Origin of the sequence: Haloterrigena alkaliphila (assembly GCF_017352155.2) — an archaeon.
Lineage (GTDB): Archaea > Halobacteriota > Halobacteria > Halobacteriales > Natrialbaceae > Haloterrigena > Haloterrigena alkaliphila.
Genome location: NZ_CP071462.1, coordinates 2,352,895 through 2,374,212, shown reverse-complemented (window position 1 = coordinate 2,374,212; position 21,318 = coordinate 2,352,895). Strand labels below are relative to the sequence as shown.

General features: G+C 65.0%; 19 protein-coding genes and 1 tRNA gene. 8 read left to right on the top strand and 12 right to left on the bottom strand.

The features are described from left to right. The first annotated feature begins 10 nt into the window (after nucleotides 1-10). Entirely contained in the window at nucleotides 11-646 is a 636-nt protein-coding gene (locus tag J0X25_RS30410) for a DUF7344 domain-containing protein (RefSeq protein ID WP_207287657.1), read from the top strand. A gap of 77 nt (nucleotides 647-723) precedes the next feature. Beyond that, on the top strand, nucleotides 724-1,293 hold the full coding sequence (hpt, locus tag J0X25_RS30405; RefSeq protein WP_207287656.1) for a hypoxanthine/guanine phosphoribosyltransferase: 570 nt from the start codon (nucleotides 724-726) through the stop codon (nucleotides 1,291-1,293). Nucleotides 1,294-1,309: 16 nt separating this feature from the next. Here hpt and J0X25_RS30400 read toward each other — a convergent pair whose 3' ends face one another. The 7 genes from J0X25_RS30400 to J0X25_RS30370 all read right to left on the bottom strand — a co-directional run bounded on the left by J0X25_RS30400 (nucleotide 1,310) and on the right by J0X25_RS30370 (nucleotide 9,807). Continuing rightward, nucleotides 1,310-1,819, bottom strand: coding sequence for a DUF7529 family protein (locus J0X25_RS30400; RefSeq protein ID WP_207287655.1), 510 nt, complete (start codon nucleotides 1,817-1,819; stop codon nucleotides 1,310-1,312). 114 nt (nucleotides 1,820-1,933) lie between these two features. Further along, complete coding sequence (locus tag J0X25_RS30395; RefSeq protein WP_207287654.1) at nucleotides 1,934-2,377, bottom strand: DUF7555 family protein; 444 nt, start codon at nucleotides 2,375-2,377, stop codon at nucleotides 1,934-1,936. A gap of 3 nt (nucleotides 2,378-2,380) precedes the next feature. Then, nucleotides 2,381-3,757: an ABC transporter ATP-binding protein gene (locus J0X25_RS30390; RefSeq protein WP_207287653.1), complete on the bottom strand. Its 1,377-nt coding sequence runs from the start codon at nucleotides 3,755-3,757 to the stop codon at nucleotides 2,381-2,383. Next, nucleotides 3,757-5,106, bottom strand: a complete 1,350-nt coding sequence (locus tag J0X25_RS30385; protein WP_207287652.1) for an ABC transporter ATP-binding protein — start codon at nucleotides 5,104-5,106, stop codon at nucleotides 3,757-3,759. Before J0X25_RS30385 ends, J0X25_RS30390 begins: the two co-directional genes overlap by 1 nt. After that, complete coding sequence (locus J0X25_RS30380) at nucleotides 5,106-6,845, bottom strand: ABC transporter permease (protein ID WP_207287651.1); 1,740 nt, start codon at nucleotides 6,843-6,845, stop codon at nucleotides 5,106-5,108. The genes J0X25_RS30385 and J0X25_RS30380 overlap by 1 nt, the downstream gene beginning before the upstream one ends. Further along, nucleotides 6,842-7,900 (bottom strand): ABC transporter permease, encoded by a 1,059-nt coding sequence (locus J0X25_RS30375; RefSeq protein WP_207287650.1) that lies wholly within the window; start codon nucleotides 7,898-7,900, stop codon nucleotides 6,842-6,844. The genes J0X25_RS30380 and J0X25_RS30375 overlap by 4 nt, the downstream gene beginning before the upstream one ends. Nucleotides 7,901-8,034: 134 nt before the next feature. Further along, nucleotides 8,035-9,807, bottom strand: coding sequence for an ABC transporter substrate-binding protein (locus J0X25_RS30370; protein ID WP_207287649.1), 1,773 nt, complete (start codon nucleotides 9,805-9,807; stop codon nucleotides 8,035-8,037). 476 nt (nucleotides 9,808-10,283) lie between these two features. Here J0X25_RS30370 and J0X25_RS30365 point away from each other — a divergent pair, with 476 nt between their 5' ends. The 6 genes from J0X25_RS30365 to J0X25_RS30340 are packed head-to-tail and all read left to right on the top strand — an operon-like array spanning nucleotide 10,284 to nucleotide 16,881. After that, nucleotides 10,284-11,927, top strand: coding sequence for an ABC transporter substrate-binding protein (locus tag J0X25_RS30365; protein ID WP_207287648.1), 1,644 nt, complete (start codon nucleotides 10,284-10,286; stop codon nucleotides 11,925-11,927). Between the two features lie 33 nt (nucleotides 11,928-11,960). Beyond that, entirely contained in the window at nucleotides 11,961-12,911 is a 951-nt protein-coding gene (locus tag J0X25_RS30360) for an ABC transporter permease (RefSeq protein ID WP_207287647.1), read from the top strand. Further along, complete coding sequence (locus J0X25_RS30355; RefSeq protein WP_207287646.1) at nucleotides 12,908-13,936, top strand: ABC transporter permease; 1,029 nt, start codon at nucleotides 12,908-12,910, stop codon at nucleotides 13,934-13,936. The genes J0X25_RS30360 and J0X25_RS30355 overlap by 4 nt, the downstream gene beginning before the upstream one ends. 2 nt (nucleotides 13,937-13,938) lie before the next feature. Then, a complete protein-coding gene (locus tag J0X25_RS30350) occupies nucleotides 13,939-14,982 on the top strand; it encodes an ABC transporter ATP-binding protein (protein WP_207287645.1) in 1,044 nt (347 codons plus the stop codon). Next, nucleotides 14,979-16,331, top strand: a complete 1,353-nt coding sequence (locus tag J0X25_RS30345) for an ABC transporter ATP-binding protein (RefSeq protein ID WP_207287644.1) — start codon at nucleotides 14,979-14,981, stop codon at nucleotides 16,329-16,331. Before J0X25_RS30350 ends, J0X25_RS30345 begins: the two co-directional genes overlap by 4 nt. A gap of 22 nt (nucleotides 16,332-16,353) precedes the next feature. Beyond that, nucleotides 16,354-16,881, top strand: a complete 528-nt coding sequence (locus tag J0X25_RS30340; RefSeq protein ID WP_207287643.1) for a DUF7974 family protein — start codon at nucleotides 16,354-16,356, stop codon at nucleotides 16,879-16,881. Nucleotides 16,882-16,953: 72 nt separating this feature from the next. Here J0X25_RS30340 and J0X25_RS30335 read toward each other — a convergent pair whose 3' ends face one another. The 5 genes from J0X25_RS30335 to J0X25_RS30315 all read right to left on the bottom strand — a co-directional run bounded on the left by J0X25_RS30335 (nucleotide 16,954) and on the right by J0X25_RS30315 (nucleotide 21,266). Continuing rightward, on the bottom strand, nucleotides 16,954-17,904 hold the full coding sequence (locus J0X25_RS30335) for a phosphatase PAP2 family protein (protein ID WP_207287642.1): 951 nt from the start codon (nucleotides 17,902-17,904) through the stop codon (nucleotides 16,954-16,956). Next, complete coding sequence (locus J0X25_RS30330) at nucleotides 17,894-19,642, bottom strand: ABC transporter substrate-binding protein (RefSeq protein WP_225896651.1); 1,749 nt, start codon at nucleotides 19,640-19,642, stop codon at nucleotides 17,894-17,896. The genes J0X25_RS30335 and J0X25_RS30330 overlap by 11 nt, the downstream gene beginning before the upstream one ends. Nucleotides 19,643-20,089: 447 nt before the next feature. Continuing rightward, nucleotides 20,090-20,164, bottom strand: a tRNA-Met gene (locus J0X25_RS30325). 66 nt (nucleotides 20,165-20,230) lie between these two features. Then, entirely contained in the window at nucleotides 20,231-20,677 is a 447-nt protein-coding gene (locus J0X25_RS30320; RefSeq protein WP_207290897.1) for a GtrA family protein, read from the bottom strand. A 322-nt stretch (nucleotides 20,678-20,999) separates the two neighbouring features. After that, complete coding sequence (locus tag J0X25_RS30315; protein WP_207287641.1) at nucleotides 21,000-21,266, bottom strand: HAH_0734 family protein; 267 nt, start codon at nucleotides 21,264-21,266, stop codon at nucleotides 21,000-21,002. Nucleotides 21,267-21,318: the final 52 nt, after the last annotated feature.

The window sequence follows — 21,318 nt, the reverse complement described above, 5'->3', positions numbered from 1 at the left end:
GCGATTCGAGGTGATTCAGGTGGCTCAGCAACAACAGCGACAGCGGTCAGACGGTGGCGACAGTAGCGACGGCAGCGACGATGGCGACGGCGAAGTTGACACCGCGCTCTCGAAGGGCGAGATCTTCGAGGTGTTGCGCAACCAACGCCGGCGGTACGTGCTCCAGTATCTGAAACAGGATAGCCGGCCGGTCGAACTCGGCGACCTCGCTCAGCAGGTCGCCGCCTGGGAGTACGAGACGACCCTCGAGGAGGTCACGCCCGAACAGCGAAAGCGCGTCTACACGACGCTCCAGCAGACCCACCTCCCGAAGATGGACACCGCCGGAATCCTCGAGTTCGACTCCGACGCGGGGGTCATCAGGGGAACCGACCGCGCGCGCGACATCAGCGTTTACCTCGAGATCGTCCCCGGCCACGAGTTCGCCTGGCGGGAGCTATACCTCTCGCTGGGCGCGATCAGTTCGGCGCTGGTCGCCGCGCTGTGGCTCGATATCTATCCCCTGACGGTGCTGTCGGACCTGACGTGGACCGCCGTCATCGCCGTGACGTTCACCCTGACGGCGGCGTTGCACATCTACCACGAGCGAAACATGCGACTCGGACACGGCGATCAGCCGCCCGAACTCAGCTACGCCGACAAGTGACCCGGCCCGTGTGAGCGAGCCCCACGCCGGTCGCCCGTGATCGTCAACTTTTACTCCGCGTCGACCAGACCCACGACATGGATCAGTTGAAGCGGTCGCTTCTCGAGGCCCCGATCATCGAGAAAAACGGCTATCACTACTTCGTCCACCCGATCAGCGACGGCGTCCCGAAACTCGACCCCACGCTGCTCCGGGAGATCGTCATCCGCATCATCCGGAAGGCGAAACTCGAGGAGGTCGATCGGATCGTCACGCCCGCCGCGATGGGCATCCACATCTCGACGGCCGTCTCGCTGATGACCGACATCCCGCTGACCGTCATCCGGAAGCGCGAGTACGGTCTCGAGGACGAAGTCGCCATCTCCCAGAAGACCGGCTACTCGGAGAACGAGATGTACATCAACGACGTCCGCGAGGGCGAGCGCGTGCTCGTGCTCGACGACGTCCTCTCGACGGGCGGCACGCTCGCGGCGGTCCTCGAGGCCCTCGACGAGATCGGCGCCGAGGTCGTCGACACGGTCGCGGTCATCAAGAAGGTCGGCGGCGAGAACAAGGTCGACGACGCCGGCTACGACGTCAAGACGCTGATCAACGTCGACGTGGTCGACGGCGAGGTCGTCATCGTCGACGAGGACGGGGACTCGTAGGCGTCGCGGCGCTACGCTACCGGATCCGGTCCGGAATCAGCGGCTTGTACTCGTCGTGTCGGAAGGAACCGAGAATCGTCCCGTCTAGCGTCTCGACGTGGGTGTAGAGACATCCCTCCGCTTCGGCTGCGTTCACCATGCCGGGCGCGTTCTGGAATTCGTACTGGCCGGCCAGCAGGATCGCAGTCGACGTCTCGGGGTCTAACAGTTCGGTAACGAAGAAGACCGCCTGCCCGACCTCGTTCCGGTAGGCTTCGTACCGCGGGAACTCGCGGTTCTCGAAGGCGTCGGCGAACGCGTCGGCGTGGTTGCCGGGGATCACGTGAACGATACCGAACCGATCGTCCCTCCCGGCGTCTCGGCTCAGCGGTGCCGTGTGGGCCGCCGGGATCGCGACCGTCTCCCACCCTTCGTCGCGTCGCTGCTCGGCGAGTGCCGTCATGTCTTCGTTCGTCTGAACCCAGGCCTGTTTCGTCGCCGAGGTGGTGCCCGGTTCGACGGTACCGTCGTCTCCGATACGTGACATAGGGATCCATGGGTACACGAGTGGGATAACTCTTTTCACGACGAGCGACGGATCGCAGCTCGCCGGTCGCTACTCGCCGGGACGCGACGGGGAGCGTGCGTCCGCTGCGCCGTCTCAGATCCCGAAGAAGCTCTCCATGAGATACGAGACCAGCAGGACGAGGAGGCTTCCAAGGAAGAGTTTTCCCGGCGGCGTCATCCGCTTTTCGGGATCCGGTCCGTCGACCCAGCGGATCGGTGGGGTCGCCCGGACGAGCCGCTGGAAGCGCGTTTCGTCGGCCGTTTCCGGAATCGAACCCCCCGCAACGCCCCTGGCGGTGGTCCGCTCCAAGTCGGCGGGCGAACGTGGCCAGAGTCGAACCGACGCGTAGCCCATCAGGAGAAACCCCGCGAAGAACAGCGCGTACTTCGCGCGGACGAGTCCGCCGCCGGTCGCGACGCCCAGCACGATGGCCCCCACGGCCACCACAAAGGCGAGCGCGACCGCGTACGTGAGCGCGTCGAGCCAGACGAGCGCCCACGTTCTCAGTTGGTCGTTCGACGGGCGGTTGGGGAACATTGATCAGCGGTGGCGGTCGTCGAGTACCTGCCCGGGATCCCGATACTCCGACTCGTGCCGGTGACAGAGGCTCCGACGGTCGGAGCTGCTGACGACGTGGTACTCCGGCTGGACGGGTTCGGCGTCGTCCGCCTCGTCGCGGTTCCTGTCGACCCCCTCACAGATACTACCGAACTCCGCTCGGAGGACCTCAAGGGCCTCTCCCTCTCGGTCCTGTCGAGCGTGTTCAGCGGCCTCCTCCAGAATCGACTGCACGTCAGACGGGACGGAGTACTCGCCGAAGAGTTCGTCGTAGACCTCGTCGATTGTCCCGATCTGCGATTCCTTCCCGAGCAGTTCCCGGATTCGGTCGGTGATCGACCGTTCGGCCCGCTCGCGCTCGCGGAGCACCTCGCGAAGGGTGTCGAGTTTCGTCCAGAGCTCCTTGTCGAGGTCCTGGTACTCCGGTGGCCGGATCCGGGCCGGACACCGCGTCGAGAACGGACAGCCCGCGGGCGGATACCGGGGACTCGGTGGCGTCCCCTGCAGAGTGATCCGCTCCTTCTCGGCCGTCGGGTCGGGTTCCGGAATCGCCGAGAGCAGCGATTGCGTGTACGGGTTCGCGGGGTCTGCGAACAGCTCCTCCGTCGGACCGATTTCCATGATGTTTCCGAGATACATTACCGCGACGCGATCGCAGATGTGGCGCACGACGGAGAGGTCGTGGGCGATGAAGAGGTAGGTGAGGTCGAACTCGTCCTGAAGCTCCTCGAGGAGGTTGATCACCTCGGCCTGAACCGAAACGTCCAGCGCGGACACCGGCTCGTCGAGGACGATGAAGTCCGGCTCGAGCGTGAGCGTCCGCGCGATACCGATTCGCTGGCGCTGACCGCCGGAGAACTGGTGGGGATACCGGTAGTAGTGTTCGCGCTGGAGGCCGACGGTATCGAGCAGTTCCTTGACCCGCTGACGCCGCTCGCGCGGGGTCTTCCAGTCGTGGACGTCCAGCGGTTCGCGCACGATCTCGCCGATCGTCATTCGATCGTTGAGACTCGAGTCGGGGTCCTGAAACACCATCTGGGCGTTCCGACGCCACTCCTTGAGATCGCTGCCCGACAGTTCGGTAATGTCTACGTCGTCGAATCGGATCTCGCCGCCGGTCGCGGACTCGAGTTGCAGGAGCGTTCGTCCCAGCGTGGTCTTCCCGCAGCCCGACTCGCCGACCAGTCCGAGCGTCTCGCCGCGTTTGATATCGAAGCTGACGCCGTCGACGGCCTTGACCGGCGTGCCGCCGAAGATGCCGCCGTCTTCGTAGTAGGTCCGGAGGTCTCGAACCGAGACCATCACGTCCTCGTCGGGGGTCGATTCGACTGCGTTCGTCTGCAGGGCGTCCTGGCTCATCAGTCGTCACCTCGTGTCGATCGCGTGTCTCGATCCGATCGCGGTTCCGCTGGGTCCGCGCTCGACTGACTCTCGTAGCGCTCGTCGTACAGCAAGCAGGCGGCCGTGTGATCGGGCGCCCCCTCGTCGACGGGGAGTTGGTCGGGGTGGACCCGTTCGCAGTCTCCGAACGCCTTCGGACACCGCGGTGCGAACCGGCAGGCGGTCGCCGGCTCGTTCGGCGTCGGTACGGTCCCCTCGATCGTCTCGAGTTTCTCGCCGGCCTGTCGACCGGGGATCGACCGCAACAGCCCCTGCGTGTAGGGGTGTTTCGGCTCGGCGAACAGTCGCTCGACGTCGGCCGTCTCGACGACTTCGCCGGCGTACATGACGTTGACGCGATCGGAGATCTCGGCGATGACGCCCATGTCGTGGGTGATGAACATGACGCCCAGATCACGCTCCTCCTGCAGTTCGGCGAGCAGGTCCAGGATCTGGGCCTGGATGGTGACGTCGAGCGCGGTCGTCGGCTCGTCGCAGATCAGCACCTCCGGATCGCAGGCCAGCGCCATCGCGATAACGGCACGCTGGCGCATGCCGCCAGAGAACTGGTGGGGGTACTCGCCCACGCGCCGACGCGCGTCCGGGATCCCGACCGCCTCGAGCAGTTCGATCGCCTCCTGCGTCGCCTCGGCGCCGTTCAGCCCCTGATGGAGCTCGAGTGCCTCTTCGATCTGATTGCCGACCGTGTAGACGGGGTTGAGGCTCGTGAGCGGATCCTGAAAGACCATCGCGATCCGTCCGCCGCGCATCGCTCGCTGCACCTCGCCGGAGCAGCGGGTGATCTCGACGAAGCCGTCGACGATCGACTCCGGATCGTCGGGGTTGCCCTCGGTGACGAAGATGCAGTCGTCGTCGTCGACGAGGCCGAGTTTTGCGCCGTACCCGCCGATAACATCTTCGAACCTCGCGTCCGCGACCGACTCGTATTCGAACGCCGACGGCGACGCGTTGACGCCATCGCGCTCGAACAGCGACGACGCGTTGTGGGTGTCAGCGATCCGCGTCAGGTCGACGGTCCGGTCGGGGAACCGCTCGGCGAAGTCGCGGACCGTCTCTATGTCGTTGAACCGGATGCTGCTACCCTCGAGGACGTGGCCGGGGGATTCGACCAGTCCCATGATCGAACGAGCGGTGACGCTCTTCCCCGAGCCGCTCTCGCCGACGATGCCGGTCGTCTCACCGGACGTGATCTCGAAGTTGACTCCGTCGACGGCCCGGATCGTTTCCTTGTCCGTGAAGAACGCCGTCTGCAGGTTCCGAACGGTGAGGATGGGGGCGTCGAGGCCGGAACGGTCGTTCGCCGCCATCAGCCACCACCTCCGGTTGCGGCGGCACTCGCACCCTCGTCGCCGCCTTCGCTCTGCGGATCGATGGCGTCGCGGATCCCGTCACCGAGGGCGTTGAACCCGGTCACCAGCAACACGACCATCAGTCCGGGGAACGTCGCGATGTGCCACGAGGACGTCGAGACGTACGGACGCCCCTCGTAGACGATCCGCCCCCACTCGGGGGTCGGCGCCTGAACGCCGAACCCGAGGAACGAGAGGGCGGCGACCCCGATGATGACGCCGCCGAGCGACAGCGACGCGTAGATGAGCATGTAGCCCGCGATGTACGGCGACATGTGTTTCCGCATCGTCGCCGCCGGCGTCTGGCCGTAACTCTTCGCCGCGTCGATCCACTCCTGTTCCGCTACCTGTAGCGCCGGACCGCGGACCGCTCGCCAGAGGAACGGCCAGCCCGTCGCTGCGAATATCAGTGCCAAGAGTAAGCCTCCGTCGTAGATTCCCGCGATCGGATGATTCGCCTCCATGAACAGCACGGACAGCAGGAGGACGACCAGCAACCGCGGCAGCGACATGATAGAGTCGCTGACGATGATCGTCAGCAGGTCGGTCAGCCCCTTGTAGTAGGCGGTTATCAGCGCGATTACGGTCGCCGCGACCGCCTGAAGCACCGTCGCGAGCAGGCCGATCACCAGCGAGACCTGCGCTCCGTACATCAGCATCGTGAACAGGTCCTTCCCGTCCTGATTCGTGCCGAGCGGGTGGAACCGGTCGTACTGGTCGTAGCTCATCATCCCGACGTTGGTATCACCGCCCTGGGAACGAGAGTCCATGTTCGCTTCGCCGTGGGTGGTCGTCTCGACAGAGCCGTCGCCGAGATACTGTATCTCGTGTTCGTACGGGCTGTAGATGTTCGCCTCGGCGGTCACCGGACTGACTGCCGGCGCCCACAGCGCCAGCACGACGAACGCGAACACGGTGAACAACCCGAACAGTCCCCAGTAGTGGGTTCGAAGCCGATTGACGCTGTCGTCGCGGGGCGTCCAGTCGGCTTCCCGGTAGTGCTCGCGGAAGATCTCGTATCCCTTCCAGAACCAGCCGAGCCAGACGAACGCGTAAACGAAGACGACGAATACGCGAACCGCCCAGGCCCACGCCGGCGAGAGTCCGAGGAACGTCCCCTCCCAGCCGCCGTCGACCGTCTGGTGGCCCTGGTTCGGAATCACTTCCCGACTTGTTATCGTCGGGATCGAACTCAGCGCCTCCAGACCGCGGGCGAATAGCCCGAACGCAGCCTCAAGGATGCCGCCGACCGGCGTCAGCGCGACGAGCGCGACTGCCAGCCCGAGTACGAGGGCGATCAGACCGCGCTCGAGGAGGTCGTCGATACCCGTTCCCCGCTCGACGCCGAGCCGATCGGCGAGCGACCACGGGACGAACAGCGACTTGACGATCGCGGCGGCGACCAGCAGCAGCAGAAACGCCGTCAGCAGGAACGCGAGCGCGCTGCCGACCAGCGAGACCGCGTCGCCGGCCGACGCGAGCCCCCCGCCGACCGCGCCGGCGACCCAGCGCGGCGTCGCCGCCAGGCCCTCGATCGTGAATCGACTCACTTCGCCGAGCCGGAGGAGTCCGCCCGCGAACCGGCCGAACTCGAGTGCGATCAGGGCGACCACGCCGCCCAACCAGAGCAGCGCCGGTCGCGGGTTGTCGGCGATCCGTTCACGGAGCGTCGTATCGTCGAACTCGTTCATGCTCATCGGTCGTACCCCACGCGTGGATCGAGAATCGTGTACAGCAGGTCCTGCAGGATGTTGATCGAAACGATCAGGACGATGAAGACGAACATCAGCGATCCCACGAGCGGCAGATCGGCCTGGATGGACGCCTGATAGAACAGGTAGCCCAGACCGTTGATGCCGAAGATGACCTCGACGATCACCGAGCCGCCGATCAGGAGGAACGCCTCGTTCGTGATGACCGGAACCAGCGGAATCAACGCGTTACGGAAGACGTGTTTCCAGACGATCACCCGGTCGGATAGCCCCTTCGCCTTCGCGGTCTCGACGTAGTTGGAGTTGATCGTCTCGAGGACCGCGGTCCGACCGATCCGCATCTCGTTACCCATCGCCGCCGATCCCAGCACGACCGCGGCGGGAAGCACCTGTTTGATCGCCTGCAGAAACGTCGTCCCCGAGACGTAGAAGCCGACCGGAACGCTCAGCACCCCGATCGTGGTCCACTCGGTGATCAGGAAGAAGTCCAGCGGCGGCTGCCCGACGAGACTCCCGATATCGATCCCGAAACTCCGCCAGTCGAAGCCGAAGTACGACCGTCGCAGGAGCGCGAGCATGATCACGGCCAGCCAGAAGTTCGGCATCGCGCGCCAGACGATCCCGCCGAAGGAGGCGAAGTAGTCGCCGCCGGTGTTGGGGTTCAGTCCCGCGTAGAAGCCGAGCGGAATACCGACGAACAGCGCGATCGACACGGACCAGAAGCCGAGCCAGAGCGTCCGCGGCGCGTACGTCCCGATGAGGCTGTAGACGCTCCGCCCCGGCTGGATGACCCAGGACTGACCGAGGTTGAACGTGAGCATGTCGGTCATGTAGTCGGTGTACTGTTGCCAAAGCGGCTGGTTGACACCGAGCCGCGCCTCGATATTCGCCCGACTGACGGCACCCCCCTGTTCGCCGACGATCGCCGCGACCGGATCGATCGGCCCCATTCGAACGATGACGAACGTGATCGTGAGTCCGAACAGCACGACGGGAATCGACAGCAGTAGCCGCCGAAGGAAGTATCGCGATCGGCTCACGACGCATCACCCGCCCATAATCGTTTCATATCTCTTACTAGCAAATATTGGATCATTCGAGTACTATAAGCGTCTCTATTATTGCCTGAAATGGTTAAATAGTCGTCACGATCGACGACGTTCGATGAGCGGCACTACTCGTCCAGCGAGACGTTGTTGAACCGCTGCTGGTAGGCACCCATCGCACCGAACGGTTCGACGTCGACGTAGTCGTAGATGAACCGTTCTTCGAGGTCGTGGAGCAGCGGAATCATGACGGCGTCGTCCCAGACCGCTCGCTCCATCTCGAGGTAGGCTTCGTCACGGACGTCCTGCGCGTCGGGGTCCGGATTGGCTTCGACGCGCTCCCAGGCCCCCTGGGCCTGCGCCGAGGCGTCGGAGTCCTCGCGGTGCCAGTCGAGGTAGTAGCCGTTCGTCTCCTCGGGCATGCGCGAGGTGTCCGTGTTCTCCGGCTCGAAGCCGAACATCCCGTAGTCGGCCGCCGGCCAGCTCCACGTCCAGCCGAGCGAGTAGAAGTCGAGCTCGCCGTTCTCACCGCGCTCGATGAGCGTCGCGAACGGTGACTGCTCGAGCGAGAGGTCGACGCCGAGCCCGGAGAGTTTGTCCCGGGTGAGGCGGCCGAACTCCTGGAAGACCTCGGACTCGTAGGTCGTCAGCGTCAGTTCGTACGGATCGTCCGACGTGTAGCCGGCGTCCTCGAGCACCTGGCGGGCGGCGTCACGGTCCGTCTCGTTGGCGCCGTACGGGTAGTCCTCGATGAAGCTCTCGTACTGTTCCTGTCCGCCGGGGAACGCGCCCGGCGGCGTGAACGTCCACGCCTCCTCGCCGCGCTCCTTGAAGACCTCGGCGATGAGTTCCTCGTGGTCAGTCACGTACGCGATCGCGCGTCGGACGGGTCGCGGTACGGACGGCGCGTTGAACGCGACGTAGTACGTCGAGAGCTGGGGAACGCCGACGTACTCGACCGTATCGCCGTTCTCGATCGGACCGTAGCTACCGACCGAACGGCCGAGGTCGTCCGTCTCGGCGTCGACCTTGTTCGGGTCGTACTGGGCCGTCGGCATCCCGCCGCCGGGGCCGAAGATGTCGGCGTTGCGCTCCATCGCGTACGTGTACCCGGCGTCGTCGTCCTCGATGATCTGCCAGTGGACGGCCTCGACGTTGGCGGTGCTGCCGTGGTAGTCGTCGAACCGAGTGACGCGGGCCTCCGCGTCGGGCTCCCACGTGTCGAACTCGAACGGTCCGGTACCGATCATGGTCTCGGTCGAGAACTCGTCGTGCTCGATCTCGCCGTCGTACCCTTCGATATCGCCGACGAGCCCCTCGGGGACCGCCGAGAACGAGTCGTAGGCGAGCAGTTCGAGCGCGTTCGGGTGGGGCGTCTCGAGTCGGATCTCCAGCGTCTGGTCGTCGACCGCTTCGACGCCGAGCGAGTCCGGAACGAGTTCCTCGCCCTCTACCTCGTGTTCGACGGAGAGGAAGGTATCTTCGAGGACGAAGTTCGCTCGCTCGCTGTTCGGCGATTCGGCCAGTCGACGCAGCGAGTAGACGAAGTCGTCGGCCGTGAGCGGGTCACCGTTGTGGAACTCGGCGTCCGCGAGCGTGAACGTGTACGTCAGCAGGTCGTCCGAAATCTCGACGTCCTCGGCGAGCAGGTTCTCCACGCTGCTTTCGCCGTTCGGATAGTACGTGAGCGCTTCGTACACTTGCTTGACGATCTGGCCGGACGCCGTGTCCGTCGACTGGATCGGATCGAGCGTCGTGACCGTCGAGTTAATCAGGTTCAGTTCGTTGTCGCTACCTTCGTCCGGATCACCGGTGAGACAGCCCGCTACCGTCGCCACCGCGGCACCGGAGCCAGTGGCTTTCAGAAACGTCCGTCGCGAGAGGTCGGTTTCTCTTGACATACCGAGTGGCATGAGTGACGGGAATTATATAAATTTTTGTTTTGTTTTGGATCTAGTGTCAGACGTTGTACCCATACTGCTTACACTATCCAATCTTACATTGCATATCTCTCTCATTGTACGCGTAGAGGTATTAAATAAGCACTCCAACAACCGGTTGATAACTATATGGGTGGAATTGATATTCCGATCGTGAAGAGAGAAGGAGCGGGAAGATGCGAATCCGAGTTTGAGGGCGACGCCAAGCGCGAGTGCTCCCCAGGACGAACAGCAGGGTCGCTGCTAACGAGAGTTCTGCACTCGTTTCAACGGGTAACCGTTTGAGACTGTCGCGCATCGGCAGATAGCCGGCTAGATGGCGCGACCGCGTCCCTGTCATCACTCGTTCCACGAGTATCGGTACAGAATTACTCCGACGAAGTGATAAAATAACCCAGTCACAAGGAATATGCCACCGGGATAACAACCAGATGGCAATGCCAGGTACTGGCGATAGCGACTCTACGCAACTACCTCGTCGACCAGTTCTCGAGGGAGTCGGCGCCCTCGGGATCGCTGGACTCGCCGGCTGTATCAGTACCGGCGGCGACGTCGACGTTGACGGCGAGGCCGAGGAACTCATCTACGAGGGATTCAAAGAGGAGGGCGTCGAGCCGCCGGTCGAGACGACGATCTACGCGAATTCCGAGACGGAGGCGCGCGTCAGGTGGGCGCAGCTGGTGCAGAACGAACTGGACTCGACCGACCTGTTCGACGTATCGTTCAGGCAGATCGCGTTCACCGAGTATCTCGATCTGGTCAACAGTATGGCCGCCGAGGAGGAGAACGCCCTGATCTGTCTGGGACTCGTCGGCGGCTGGGACCCCCACTCCTACGTCTATCCCGCCTTTCACTCCGACAATTTCGCCCCGAACGGACTCAATATCAGTCACTTCGAAAACGAAGCCGTCGACCGGCTCATCGAGGACGGCGTCAGGGAATCCGACACCGACGAGCGCGTCGAAATCTACGAGGAACTCCAGGAACTGCTCGTCGAAGCGTCGCCGTTCTCGTTCGTCCGCTCACACGAGGAGATCGTCGTCTACCGGGCCGACGCTATCGACGGCTTCCGAACGTATCCGATAACCGGCGACGAGTACACGTCGATCTACGCGCCGACGCTCGGCGTCTACACGGAACTCACCACCGGCGAGGACGAACTTATCGGCGACGTCGGAACGGGGATCAGCAGCTACGACCCGACCACGATCAACGACGACACCTCGGGCATGGTCACCGGACTGATCTACGAATCGCTCCTCGAGGTCGACTTCGACGGGAGCGTTCGGCCGTCCCTCGCGACCGACTGGCGCCGGATCGACGAGACGACCTACCGCTTCGACCTGCGCGAGGGCGTCACCTTTCACACCGGCGACGAGTTCACCGCCGAAGACGTCCGGACGACGTTCGAACGGTACGAGGAAACGCCCCGAGAACACGACGTCTACGACTGGTACGACGGAATGGAGATCCTCGACGACTACCGGATCGAGGTCAGTCTCACCCGACCGTACGGACCCCTGGAAACGATACTCTCGGGGGTGCCGATCGTTCCGAGCGCCGTCGCCGACGGGAGCGTCGATCTCTCCCAGCGGCCGGTCGGGACCGGCCCGTACCGGTTCGTCGAACACCAGGAGGGCCGACTCTGGCGGATGGAAGCCAACGACTCCCACTGGTACGACGGCAGCGGCGACGTCCCCGAAACGCCGCCGATCGAGACGATCACTCTACGAATCATTCCCGAAGGATCCTCGCGCCGCGCGGCGCTCGAGACCGGCGAGACGCACCTGACTATCGGCCTCCCGAACGGATCGCTCGAGGCCTACGAGGCGGACGACGAGTACGTCGTCGATCGAACGCTCAGCGGGGGCGTCGACTTCCTCGGATTTCCGTGCTACCTCGAGCCGTTCACCAACCGAAAGGTCCGCCGCGGAATCGGGATGCTCGTCCCGCGCGACCGGATCGTCGAGGACGTGTTCCACGGCGCCGGTAGCCCGGCCTACACGCCGATTCCCCCGCTCCTCGAGCAGTTCGTCGATCCGGAATTCGAAGCGCACATTGTCGACGAGTATCTCAATTAAGGCGACGACTATCTGCGAGTACGTTCGGTGCCCATGTCCCTCGCGAACGACGTCGGCAAGCGGGTGCTGGTGACGGTCCCGGTACTGGTGGGTGTGACGGCGCTCACCTTCTCGTTGCTCCACGTCTCGCCGGGCGATCCGATCGACGTCGTCACCGGATTCCAGCGGGTCGATCCGGCGGTCAGGGAGTCGTTGCGCGCCGAGTACAACCTCGATCGTCCGCTCTGGGAACAGTATCTGCTGTGGCTGGCCGACGCGATCACCCTCGAGTTCGGGGAATCGCCGGTCACCGGCCGCGACGTCGGGGCGACGATCACGGATCGGCTCCCCTACACGCTCTTGCTGGGCGGCGCGGCGTGGGTGCTCTCGCTGGCGATCGGGATTCCGGCGGGGGTCGTCGCGGCCGTCAACCGGGGCGACACCGCCGACGAGGTCAGTCGCGTCGCGGCCCTCGCCGGCATCGCGACGCCGAACTTCTGGCTCGGCTTGCTCCTCCTGTTCGTCTTCGGCGTCCACCTCGAGTGGGTCCCGGTCATTCCTCCGGACGCACCCCTTCTCAGTGCGGACACGCTGTGGTTTCTGGTGTTGCCGACGATCACGCTGGGCACGGCCACCGCCGCGCTCGTCGCGCGCCTGTTGCGCTCGTCGATGCTCCGGGAACTGAACGCCGAGTACGTCCGCACCGCACGCGCGAAGGGGCTCCGCGAGCGGACGGTCATCTGGAAACACGTCCTCCGGAACTCCCTGATCGCCGTCGTGACCGTCGCGGGACTCCAGATCGCCGTGCTCGTCGACGGTGCGGTCGTCGTCGAACAGGTGTTCTCCTGGCCCGGCATGGGCCGACTGCTGGTCGACGCGATCAATCGGCGGGACGTCCCGGTCGTACAAGCGGGCGTCCTCGTGATCGCCGTTTCGGTGGTCCTCGCGAACCTGCTCGTCGATATCGCCTACTCCTACCTCGATCCGCGAATCAGACACTCATGACGGGAGACGATCGATCGACGCCGGAACGGGGCCGCATTCGAATCGAAGGGTTCGGCGAGGCCGTCGCCGCCGACCGCACCGTCGACGTCTGGGCGGACGAGCGGGAGCCACCGACCCGGAGCCGCCTCGAGGACGCCTGGCGCCGGTTCCGGTCGAACCGAACGGCCGTGCTCGGCCTCGGGATCGTCGCGGTGCTCGCGGTCGTGGCGATTTTCGCGCGACCGATCGAGGTGTCGACGATGGGGTACACGATCACCCTCCAGCCGTTCGCGCTGGCGCCGTACGATCCGAGCGCGGTCTACGTCGGTCCCGCAAACGCCGGGCCGTCGCTTTCCCACCCGTTCGGGACCGACTGGGCGGGGCGCGATCTGTTCTCGCGCGTCCTCGTCGGCGGCCGATTCAGCCTCAGTATCGGCGTCGTCGCCGTCGCGCTCGCCGTGCTCGTCGGCGTCCCGCTGGGGGCGATCGCCGGCTACTTCGGCGGCTGGATCGACGAACTCGTCATGCGAACCGTCGATACGCTCTACGCGTTCCCGTTTCTCGTGCTCGCGATCGGGATCGTCTCCGTGCTCGGGCGGGGCTACTGGAACATCGTCGCCGCGCTCGTGCTCACCGGCTGGATCGGCTACGCCCGCCTGCTGCGCGGCGAGATTCTCTCGGTCAGGGAACGCGAGTACGTCACGGCCGCGAAGGCGCTGGGGTCGCCCGATCGGATCGTCATCGCCAGACACGTCGTCCCCAACGCGATCGCGCCCGTCATCGTGCAGGCGACCCTCAACGTCGGTACGGTCGTGCTCGCGGCCGCGGCGCTGGGTTTCCTCGGCCTCGGACTCGATCCCAGCACGGCCGAGTGGGGCGCGATGCTCTCGGGGAGTCGCACGGCGATCGCCAACGGCCACTGGCACGCGACGGCGTTTCCCGGCCTCGCGATCTTCCTGTTCGTGATGGCGGTCAACCTCGTCGGCGACGGCATCGCCGACGCGATCGATCCCCACGGCGAGACGGCAACCCGGAGGGTGCGATAACCGTGGCGCTGCTCGAGGTCGAGGATCTCGTCGTCCAGTTTTACGCCGAGGACGGCGTCGTCCGCGCGGTCGACGGCCTCAGCTACGAGATCGAACGCGGGGAGACGCTCGGCATCGTCGGCGAGAGCGGCGCCGGCAAGAGCGTCGCGAGTCTCTCGTTACTGCGGTTGATCGACGGTCCGGGCGAGATCGTCGAGGGCGAGATCCGGTTCAAGGGCCGGAACGTACTCGAGTGCACCGACGAAGCCCTCCGCGACCTCCGGGGCAACGAGATCGCGATGGTGTTTCAGGACGCCGGCGCGGCGCTCAACCCCGTCTACACCGTCGGCGAGCAGATCGCCGAGGCGGTCCGGGCCCACCGGGACGTCACCGACGCCGCGGCCCGCGAGCGGGCGATCGACCTCCTCGAGCGCGTGGGCATCCCCGACGCGGAGCGCCGCTATTCTGACTACCCCCACGAGTTCTCCGGCGGGATGCAACAGCGGGCCGTGATCGCGATGGCGCTGTCCTGCGACCCCGACTTGCTCGTCTGCGACGAACCGACGACGGGGCTGGACGTCACCATCGAAGCCCAGATCCTCGAGTTGCTCGAGGACCTCGCCGCGGAGTTCGAGACGGCGATCCAGTTGGTCACCCACGACCTGGGCGTCGTCGCCGAGCGGTGCGACCGCGTGCTGGTCATGTACGCCGGGCGGGCCGTCGAACGGGCGACGGTCGAAGAGCTGTACTACGATCCCAAACACCCCTACACGGTCGGGCTCATGGCCTCGATTCCGCGGATCGGCGACGACCGCGACCGCCTCCCGGCGATTCCGGGGACGATGCCCGACCTCGTCCAGGTGCCGACCGGCTGTCGATTCCACCCGCGGTGTCCGTACGCCGAGGAGGTCTGCACGCTGCGCGACCCGGCGCTGCTCGACGCCGAAACGGGCGTCGACGCGGCGGACGCCGACCCGGACGCCCACCTCGCGGCCTGCCACGAGTACACCGGCGACCTCGAGGCGGGCCTCGACTACGCGGTCACCGTCAGGGGTGACGACGAGTGAGCGATCGCGACCCCCTTCTCCGGATCGAGGGGCTCGAGAAGCGGTATACGACCGCCGACGGCTTCCTCGACCGACTGCTGGGCACCGTCCAGGAGGTCACGGCCGTCGACGGCGTCGACCTCGAGATCGACGAGGGCGAGACGCTCGGACTGGTCGGCGAGAGCGGCTGCGGGAAGAGTTCCCTCGCCCGCTCGCTGCTGCGGCTCACGGAACCGACCGCCGGCTCGGTTACCTACCGCGGGACCGAGGTGACCGACCGCTCGAGGGCCGACCTCCGGTCACTGCGGACTGACGTCCAGTACGTCTTTCAGGACCCGCTGGAGAGCCTGAACCCGCAGCTTCCGGTCGCCGACATCGTCGGCGAACCCCTCGCGGTCCACGAGATCGTCCCCCCCGAGGACCGCGAGGAGCGGGTCGCCGAACTGCTCGAGACCGTCGGGCTGCGGGCGAGCCACGCGACCCGGTACCCCCACGAGTTCTCCGGCGGCCAGCGCCAGCGCATCGGTCTGGCCCGCGCGCTGGCCGTCGAACCGGAGTTCATCGTGCTCGACGAGCCGGTCTCCGCGCTGGACGTCTCGGTCCAAGCTCAGTTGCTCAACCTGCTCGAGGACCTGCAGGCGGAGTTCGGATTGACCTACCTCCTCATCGCCCACGATCTCTCGGTCATCGAGCACGTCGCCGACCGCGTCGCGGTGATGTACCTCGGCGATATCGTCGAAATCGGGCCGACCGAGGACCTGTTCGCCGGCGACGTCCACCCCTACACGGCCGCCCTGCGCTCGGCGATTCCAGAACCCGATCCGCTGTGGGACGGCGATCGGATCGTCCTCGAGGGGGACGTCCCCTCGCCGGCCGATCCCCCCTCGGGCTGTCGGTTCCACACTCGCTGTCCGATCCCCGTCCCGCCCGCGGAGTACGACCTCGATCCCGAGACGTTTCGGGGCGTGCTCTCCCTGCGGCAGCGACTCGCCGACGCCGATGGCGATACCGACGTTCTCGCGGGGCTCGAGTCGGTGTCGCCCGATCCGGCGGCCGCCGAGGACCGCCCCGCAGCGATCCGCGAGGCGTTCGACATCCCGGCGGAACTCCGCGACGAAGCCGCCGACGACGCGCTCTCGAACGCGCTCGAGGCGGCGGCCGCCGGCGACGTCGACGCCGCACGGGAGCGACTCGCGGCCGCGTTCTCGACGCCCTGCGAGACCGACCGACCGGACCTCGAGACCCACGGTGACGGTGATAAGAATGGTGACGAGGACGCTGACGGTGACGGCCATCCGATCGCCTGCCACCGCTTCGACGACGCGTACGCCGAGCATCTGCCGGACCGATCCGAACCGAGACAGCGATGACGCTACTCGAATCCAGACCGCGATGAAACGAATCTACGACTCGCGCGCGCTCGAGCGCGACGCGGACGATCCGTTCGCCCCAGCGGCGAGCGACGACGAGAACGCCCGGCGCGCGATCGACTGGGACGCGTTCAGCCACGCGTTCGCGCCGGTCGCGCTTCGCACCCGGGCGATCGACGTCACCGTGACCACGGACCGCGACGTCTACCGCCCGGGGCAGTCGGTCGCCATCGGGATCGAGTTCCGCAACCGACTCCCGTTCCCGATCCGACTGCGAACCGACTCCCCCGAGCGCTGGACGTGGGCCGTCGACGGGATCGAGGCGGCGACTCGAGTCCCGCGGGCCGTTCCCGACCGATCCGCCGCCTTCTCCTTCGCCCGAAGCGAGCGCAAGCGATTCAGCCGCGAGTGGGCCCAGCGCATCCGCGTCAGCGAGTCCGAGTGGAACCCCGTCGACCCCGGCCGCTACACGATCGCGGTCCGGATCAATCGCGCCGACGCCGCCGACCGCGGGCTGGTCGCCGCTACGGGGATCGAAATTCGGGAGTGAGGCGACCGGTGACGTCGCGCTCTCGACGCGATCACCGCCGGACGGCCAGCCGAGGGGAGTTCGTCGCGGTCATCAGTCCGTCCGCGAATCGGCGCTCTCGACGCAAGTCTCGTCGTCCTCGTCGTAGTCGTCGGTTCCGGTGGCCGAAGACGCGTCGATCGGGACGATCGTCTCGACGAGCCGTCGGGTTCGAGCCGCGTACTCGTCGATTTCGATACCGAAATCCTCGGCGAGCGACCACCGGCCGACGAGTCGCTCTGCGGCGACCACCGTGACGGCCGCCAGCCCGACGCCCGCGACGACGTCGATCGCCCAGTGGATGCCGAGATACATCGTCGAGACGGCGATGCTCGCCGCCAGCGGCACCGCGACGACGAACCAGATCGGATACTCCCGCCGGGTTCGATAGGCGAATATCGCGATCGTCGCCGACAGCGAGGTGTGCAACGACGGAAAGACGTTGGTGTTGTGATTGACCTGGCGCGTGAGATACTGATACTGCGGGCGGAAATCGTACAGCATCGTATCGATGGCGGTGGGCATGACGTTTCGCGGCCCGTAGGCGATCACCAGCAGGTAGAGGAGCAGTCCGATCAGGTAGTTGAGCGCGTACGCGGACAGCAGTTCCCTGAGCGGGCGCGTGTCCGACAGCGCGAAGTACGCGATCACGGGAAAGATCAGGATGAAGACGTAGCCGAAGATGTAGACGAACGAAAAGAACTGCGTCAGCGTCTGACTCGCGAACGTCTGGAACCAGAGGACCGCCTCCCCTTCGATGGCGTAAAACGTCGGCGTCAGATTCCAATCGAGCGCCCAGGAGAGTTCGGGGAGGCGTTGGCGGGTTATCCGGTTCACGAGTAACACGACGACCACGACGCTCGAGACGGGCGCGGCCTGTCGGACCCGACGTCGCCACTCGAGTCGCGTCGCTCGGAGCCGGCGGCGGCCGATACAGACGGGAACGAACACGGCGAACAGGAGCACGGTAACTACTGCCACCTGCGTGAGCAGTTCAATGAGCATTATCTACGATGTATTCTCCGTTTTTGTCGTACTGGAAACCGTGCTGCTCGAATGCTCGCTTCGCCCGTTCCACGTCGAGTTCTCCCGTATCATCACTATGCGTCTCGTCGCGGAAAAAGGGCGCGTATGGTGCTTCTCCGTCCCACTCGAGTTCGTCGGGGATCCACTCGGTGGAAACCGGGGCGACGGTCGGCGTCGCCAGCCCGTTGAACACGTCTTCGACGGTCGACTCCCTGTCGATCAACCGCGCGACGATCCGGCGGAAGTGGAAATTGCTGAACGGCGAATTCCTGACGTTGAATCCGAGGTAGTAGAACGTCCGCGGTTTCGATTCGACGAGTTCGAGATTCGACGGAAGCGAGTCGACTCTCTCGGCGCCGAGAACCGATGCCGTCATGTCGGCGTTTCCCGCCTCGAGTTGAGTGACGGCCGAGCCACTGTTCGGCTCGACGTTGAAGACGATGCCGTCGACGCTCGGTTCCGGGAGGTCGACGTAACCGCGTCGGGTGAAGTGGTCGTCGAACCGATCGAATCGAACGTGCGAGCGCGGTTCCTGCTCGGCGAGCGCGAACGGGCCGCTACCGATCGGATCGATCTCGTCGGTGGTGACGACCTCCCACGTCCCCTGCGTGGGTTCGACGCCGCGCTCGAGGCGACGTTCGACGGCGGACCTCCAGACGTGTTCCGGGAGGATCGGTACCGTGAACGACTGTTCGGCGACGTCGGTGCTCGAATCGACTCGAATTCGGACGGTCCGATCGTCGACGACCGTGACCGTTCGGATCGCGTCTACCTGCCCGCGGTACCTCGGCGCCGGCGACGACCCGTTGCCGGCGCCGAGTGTGGTGTCGGCCAGAAACTCGTAGGTGAACTCGACGTCGGCAGCGGTGACCGGTTCGCCGTCGTGGAATCGGCAGTCCGGCCTGAGCGTGACCGTCGCGGTCGAGTCGTCCCAGTCCCAGGCGTCGGCGAGCCACGGGCGGATCTCGCCGTCGTCTTCGGTCGCCAGCGAGTCGTACAACAGATCGACGAACGCGCCCTGAGACCGATACGGCGCGGCCAGGGGGTTGAGGTTTCTAGTGGGACGCGAGTCGGTTATGACCGCGATCAGGAGGACTTCGTCCTCGAACGCCTCCTCGTTCGGTTCGAGCCCGACGAAGCCGAGTCGAGTTCCGAGATGAGACTCGTTCCAGCCGTCGAACCGGTCAGTTCTGACGAGTCGACGCTCCTCGGGGATGCAGATCGGTACGATCGGATGCGTTTGTGCCAGTCGATCGAGTACCTCCCCGACCGCTTCCTCCCGGTCCCCGTTCGACGTCGAGCGCTGTCGCTCGAGCAACTCGTCGGTCTCGGAATCGACGAATCCGAACGGGTTCTGCCAGCCCGCCTCGGGAGCGAACGAGGAGTGAAACGTCTCGTAGAGGTACTCGGGATCGTGACCGCCCGGATAGCAGCTGATATAACAATCGAAGTCGTGCTCGAGCAAGACCGACCGCAGTAACTCGGGATAGGCCCGCGGCTCCAGCCGGACGTTGATGCCGACCGCGTTGAGATGCTTCTCGAGGCGTCTGGCGATCTGAATCGCCTGACGATCGTTGTCGGTCGGAAGCGTTTGGAGGGTTATCGTGAGCTGATCGTCCGCCGTGCCGGTGATGAGCCGCTCGATCCGATCCATACACCCGGCCAGCGAACCGGCGATGCCGGTACTTCCGGCTGCAAGCGCTGCTCGCCGACTCACTCGGCTGTCCGACTGTTCCGGCGGGGGAGCCATCAGGAGTACTAGTCGAATACAGCGTTACGAATATAACAATTTTGCGAACCACCATCGTGTCAGAGAATGAGAGACGCCGACTCGATCGGTGTTCGGTGCGTCTCGAGCGGCGTCGACGAACCCCGGTATTGTTCGCGTCGAAAAGTAGCGGGCGGTAGATTGGAATTGTGGGAGGTAGATCTGAACTACGCCGACTTCGGTCGCTTCGCTCCCTCGTCGTCTACTTCAAATCTACTCGGCGTATTTTCGACGCTCACGACACTCGTCACTCCGTTCCTCGATATTGTTCGCGTCGAAAAGTAGCGGGAGGTAGATTTGAACCACGCCAGCACTCTCGCTCCGATCGAGCGCTGTCTGGTTCAAACTACCACCGTGCGATACCTGCCGCTCGCGGATTTGCTCGCGGCAAAAGTATAGCGGGAGGTAGATTTGAACTACCGATCTGCGGGTTATGAGCCCGCCGGAATCTCCTGGCTATCCCATCCCGCTACCAGACAGTACCCGCGTGCCCTAGTTAAGGGTTATGATTCCGCTACCGTATGGTGGTTTCTCCCGTTACTCGTGGTGAACCTTCCACGTGTAGAGGCTCTCGCACGTGTAGTTGACGAAGAAGCCGACTACGATACCGATCACGTTCGCAACCAGATACCAGACGTCGTACCGGATGACCAGAACGCCGAGTACCGTCAGCGTGACGAGAAAGCCGGCGAACCGGACCGCGTTCGAGCGCAGAAACCGCCGCGCGAGCGCTCGTGGCGTCATCGCACCGTAGTTCGCGAAGGTCCAGTGCTCGTTGATCGCGAAGATGACCACGATCGACAGCTCCCACGAGACGGCCTTCGCCACCAGATACCAGATTCCAAAGACGTCGACTAAGATCGCGAGGCCCACGATGTCGACGGTCCCGCCGACGATCCCGACGCCGGCGAACTGGCTAAACCGGGCCGTCGAGAGCAACGCGCGAACCCGGGTTCTGACGGCCTCGGTGAACGACTCACTCATCGTCGGTTCGGGGAAACGTTCGTCCGTCGCCATTATTCGACGTCCACACGGGCGTATCGACCACTGGCTGGCGCTCCAGTATTGGTGTTGCGGTCCTCTCGCGACCCCGACTCGCCGCGAGTCCGATCGACGCGGCCGCCTCGAGTCCGGATTTCCCAAGCGACGTCGACCGATCGTCGGTGTGATCCGTCCATCTGTGCGTGACCGAGACGGTATCGAGCGAGAACACAAAAGAATTCGGAGTCGTCCGTCGGGAGAGGATCGACCGCCGATCGCCGATCGCCGGCCGTCGGGTCGACGTAGACGGCGAGGTCGGGTCGACTCAGACGGCGAGATCGCCCTTCGCGCGGACGACGTCGACGGCGTCGGCGTCGACGCGATCCACGTCGAGGAAGTGCGGCGTGTAGTTGCGCTTCTCGTAGTCCCCGTACTCGTCTTCGGTGCCCACGGTACACCACAGCTGGACCTCCTCGGGGCCGTGCCACTCGCCGTTGCGGTTGATCCCGAAGCAGACGACTTCTTCGCCGGCGTAATCGATGATGGCCCCCTTCCGGATCCCGGGGTCGCCGTGGATGATGAGCCGCTTCATGCCGGCGACTTCTCTCGAGAGCGGATTAAGCGCTTCGGAGTCCGGGCCGGGG

Excerpts from the sequence above, each read along its gene's own strand:
- hpt (WP_207287656.1), top strand. The coding sequence starts at position 724 with ATGGATCAGTTGAAGCGGTCGCTTCTCGAGGCCCCGATCATCGAGAAA.
- J0X25_RS30400 (WP_207287655.1), bottom strand. The coding sequence starts at position 1,819 with ATGTCACGTATCGGAGACGACGGTACCGTCGAACCGGGCACCACCTCG.
- J0X25_RS30395 (WP_207287654.1), bottom strand. The coding sequence starts at position 2,377 with ATGTTCCCCAACCGCCCGTCGAACGACCAACTGAGAACGTGGGCGCTC.
- J0X25_RS30390 (WP_207287653.1), bottom strand. The coding sequence starts at position 3,757 with ATGAGCCAGGACGCCCTGCAGACGAACGCAGTCGAATCGACCCCCGAC.
- J0X25_RS30385 (WP_207287652.1), bottom strand. The coding sequence starts at position 5,106 with ATGGCGGCGAACGACCGTTCCGGCCTCGACGCCCCCATCCTCACCGTT.
- J0X25_RS30380 (WP_207287651.1), bottom strand. The coding sequence starts at position 6,845 with ATGAGCATGAACGAGTTCGACGATACGACGCTCCGTGAACGGATCGCC.
- J0X25_RS30370 (WP_207287649.1), bottom strand. The coding sequence starts at position 9,807 with ATGTCAAGAGAAACCGACCTCTCGCGACGGACGTTTCTGAAAGCCACT.
- J0X25_RS30365 (WP_207287648.1), top strand. The coding sequence starts at position 10,284 with ATGCCAGGTACTGGCGATAGCGACTCTACGCAACTACCTCGTCGACCA.
- J0X25_RS30360 (WP_207287647.1), top strand. The coding sequence starts at position 11,961 with ATGTCCCTCGCGAACGACGTCGGCAAGCGGGTGCTGGTGACGGTCCCG.
- J0X25_RS30355 (WP_207287646.1), top strand. The coding sequence starts at position 12,908 with ATGACGGGAGACGATCGATCGACGCCGGAACGGGGCCGCATTCGAATC.
- J0X25_RS30340 (WP_207287643.1), top strand. The coding sequence starts at position 16,354 with ATGAAACGAATCTACGACTCGCGCGCGCTCGAGCGCGACGCGGACGAT.
- J0X25_RS30335 (WP_207287642.1), bottom strand. The coding sequence starts at position 17,904 with ATGCTCATTGAACTGCTCACGCAGGTGGCAGTAGTTACCGTGCTCCTG.
- J0X25_RS30320 (WP_207290897.1), bottom strand. The coding sequence starts at position 20,677 with ATGAGTGAGTCGTTCACCGAGGCCGTCAGAACCCGGGTTCGCGCGTTG.
- J0X25_RS30315 (WP_207287641.1), bottom strand. The coding sequence starts at position 21,266 with ATGAAGCGGCTCATCATCCACGGCGACCCCGGGATCCGGAAGGGGGCC.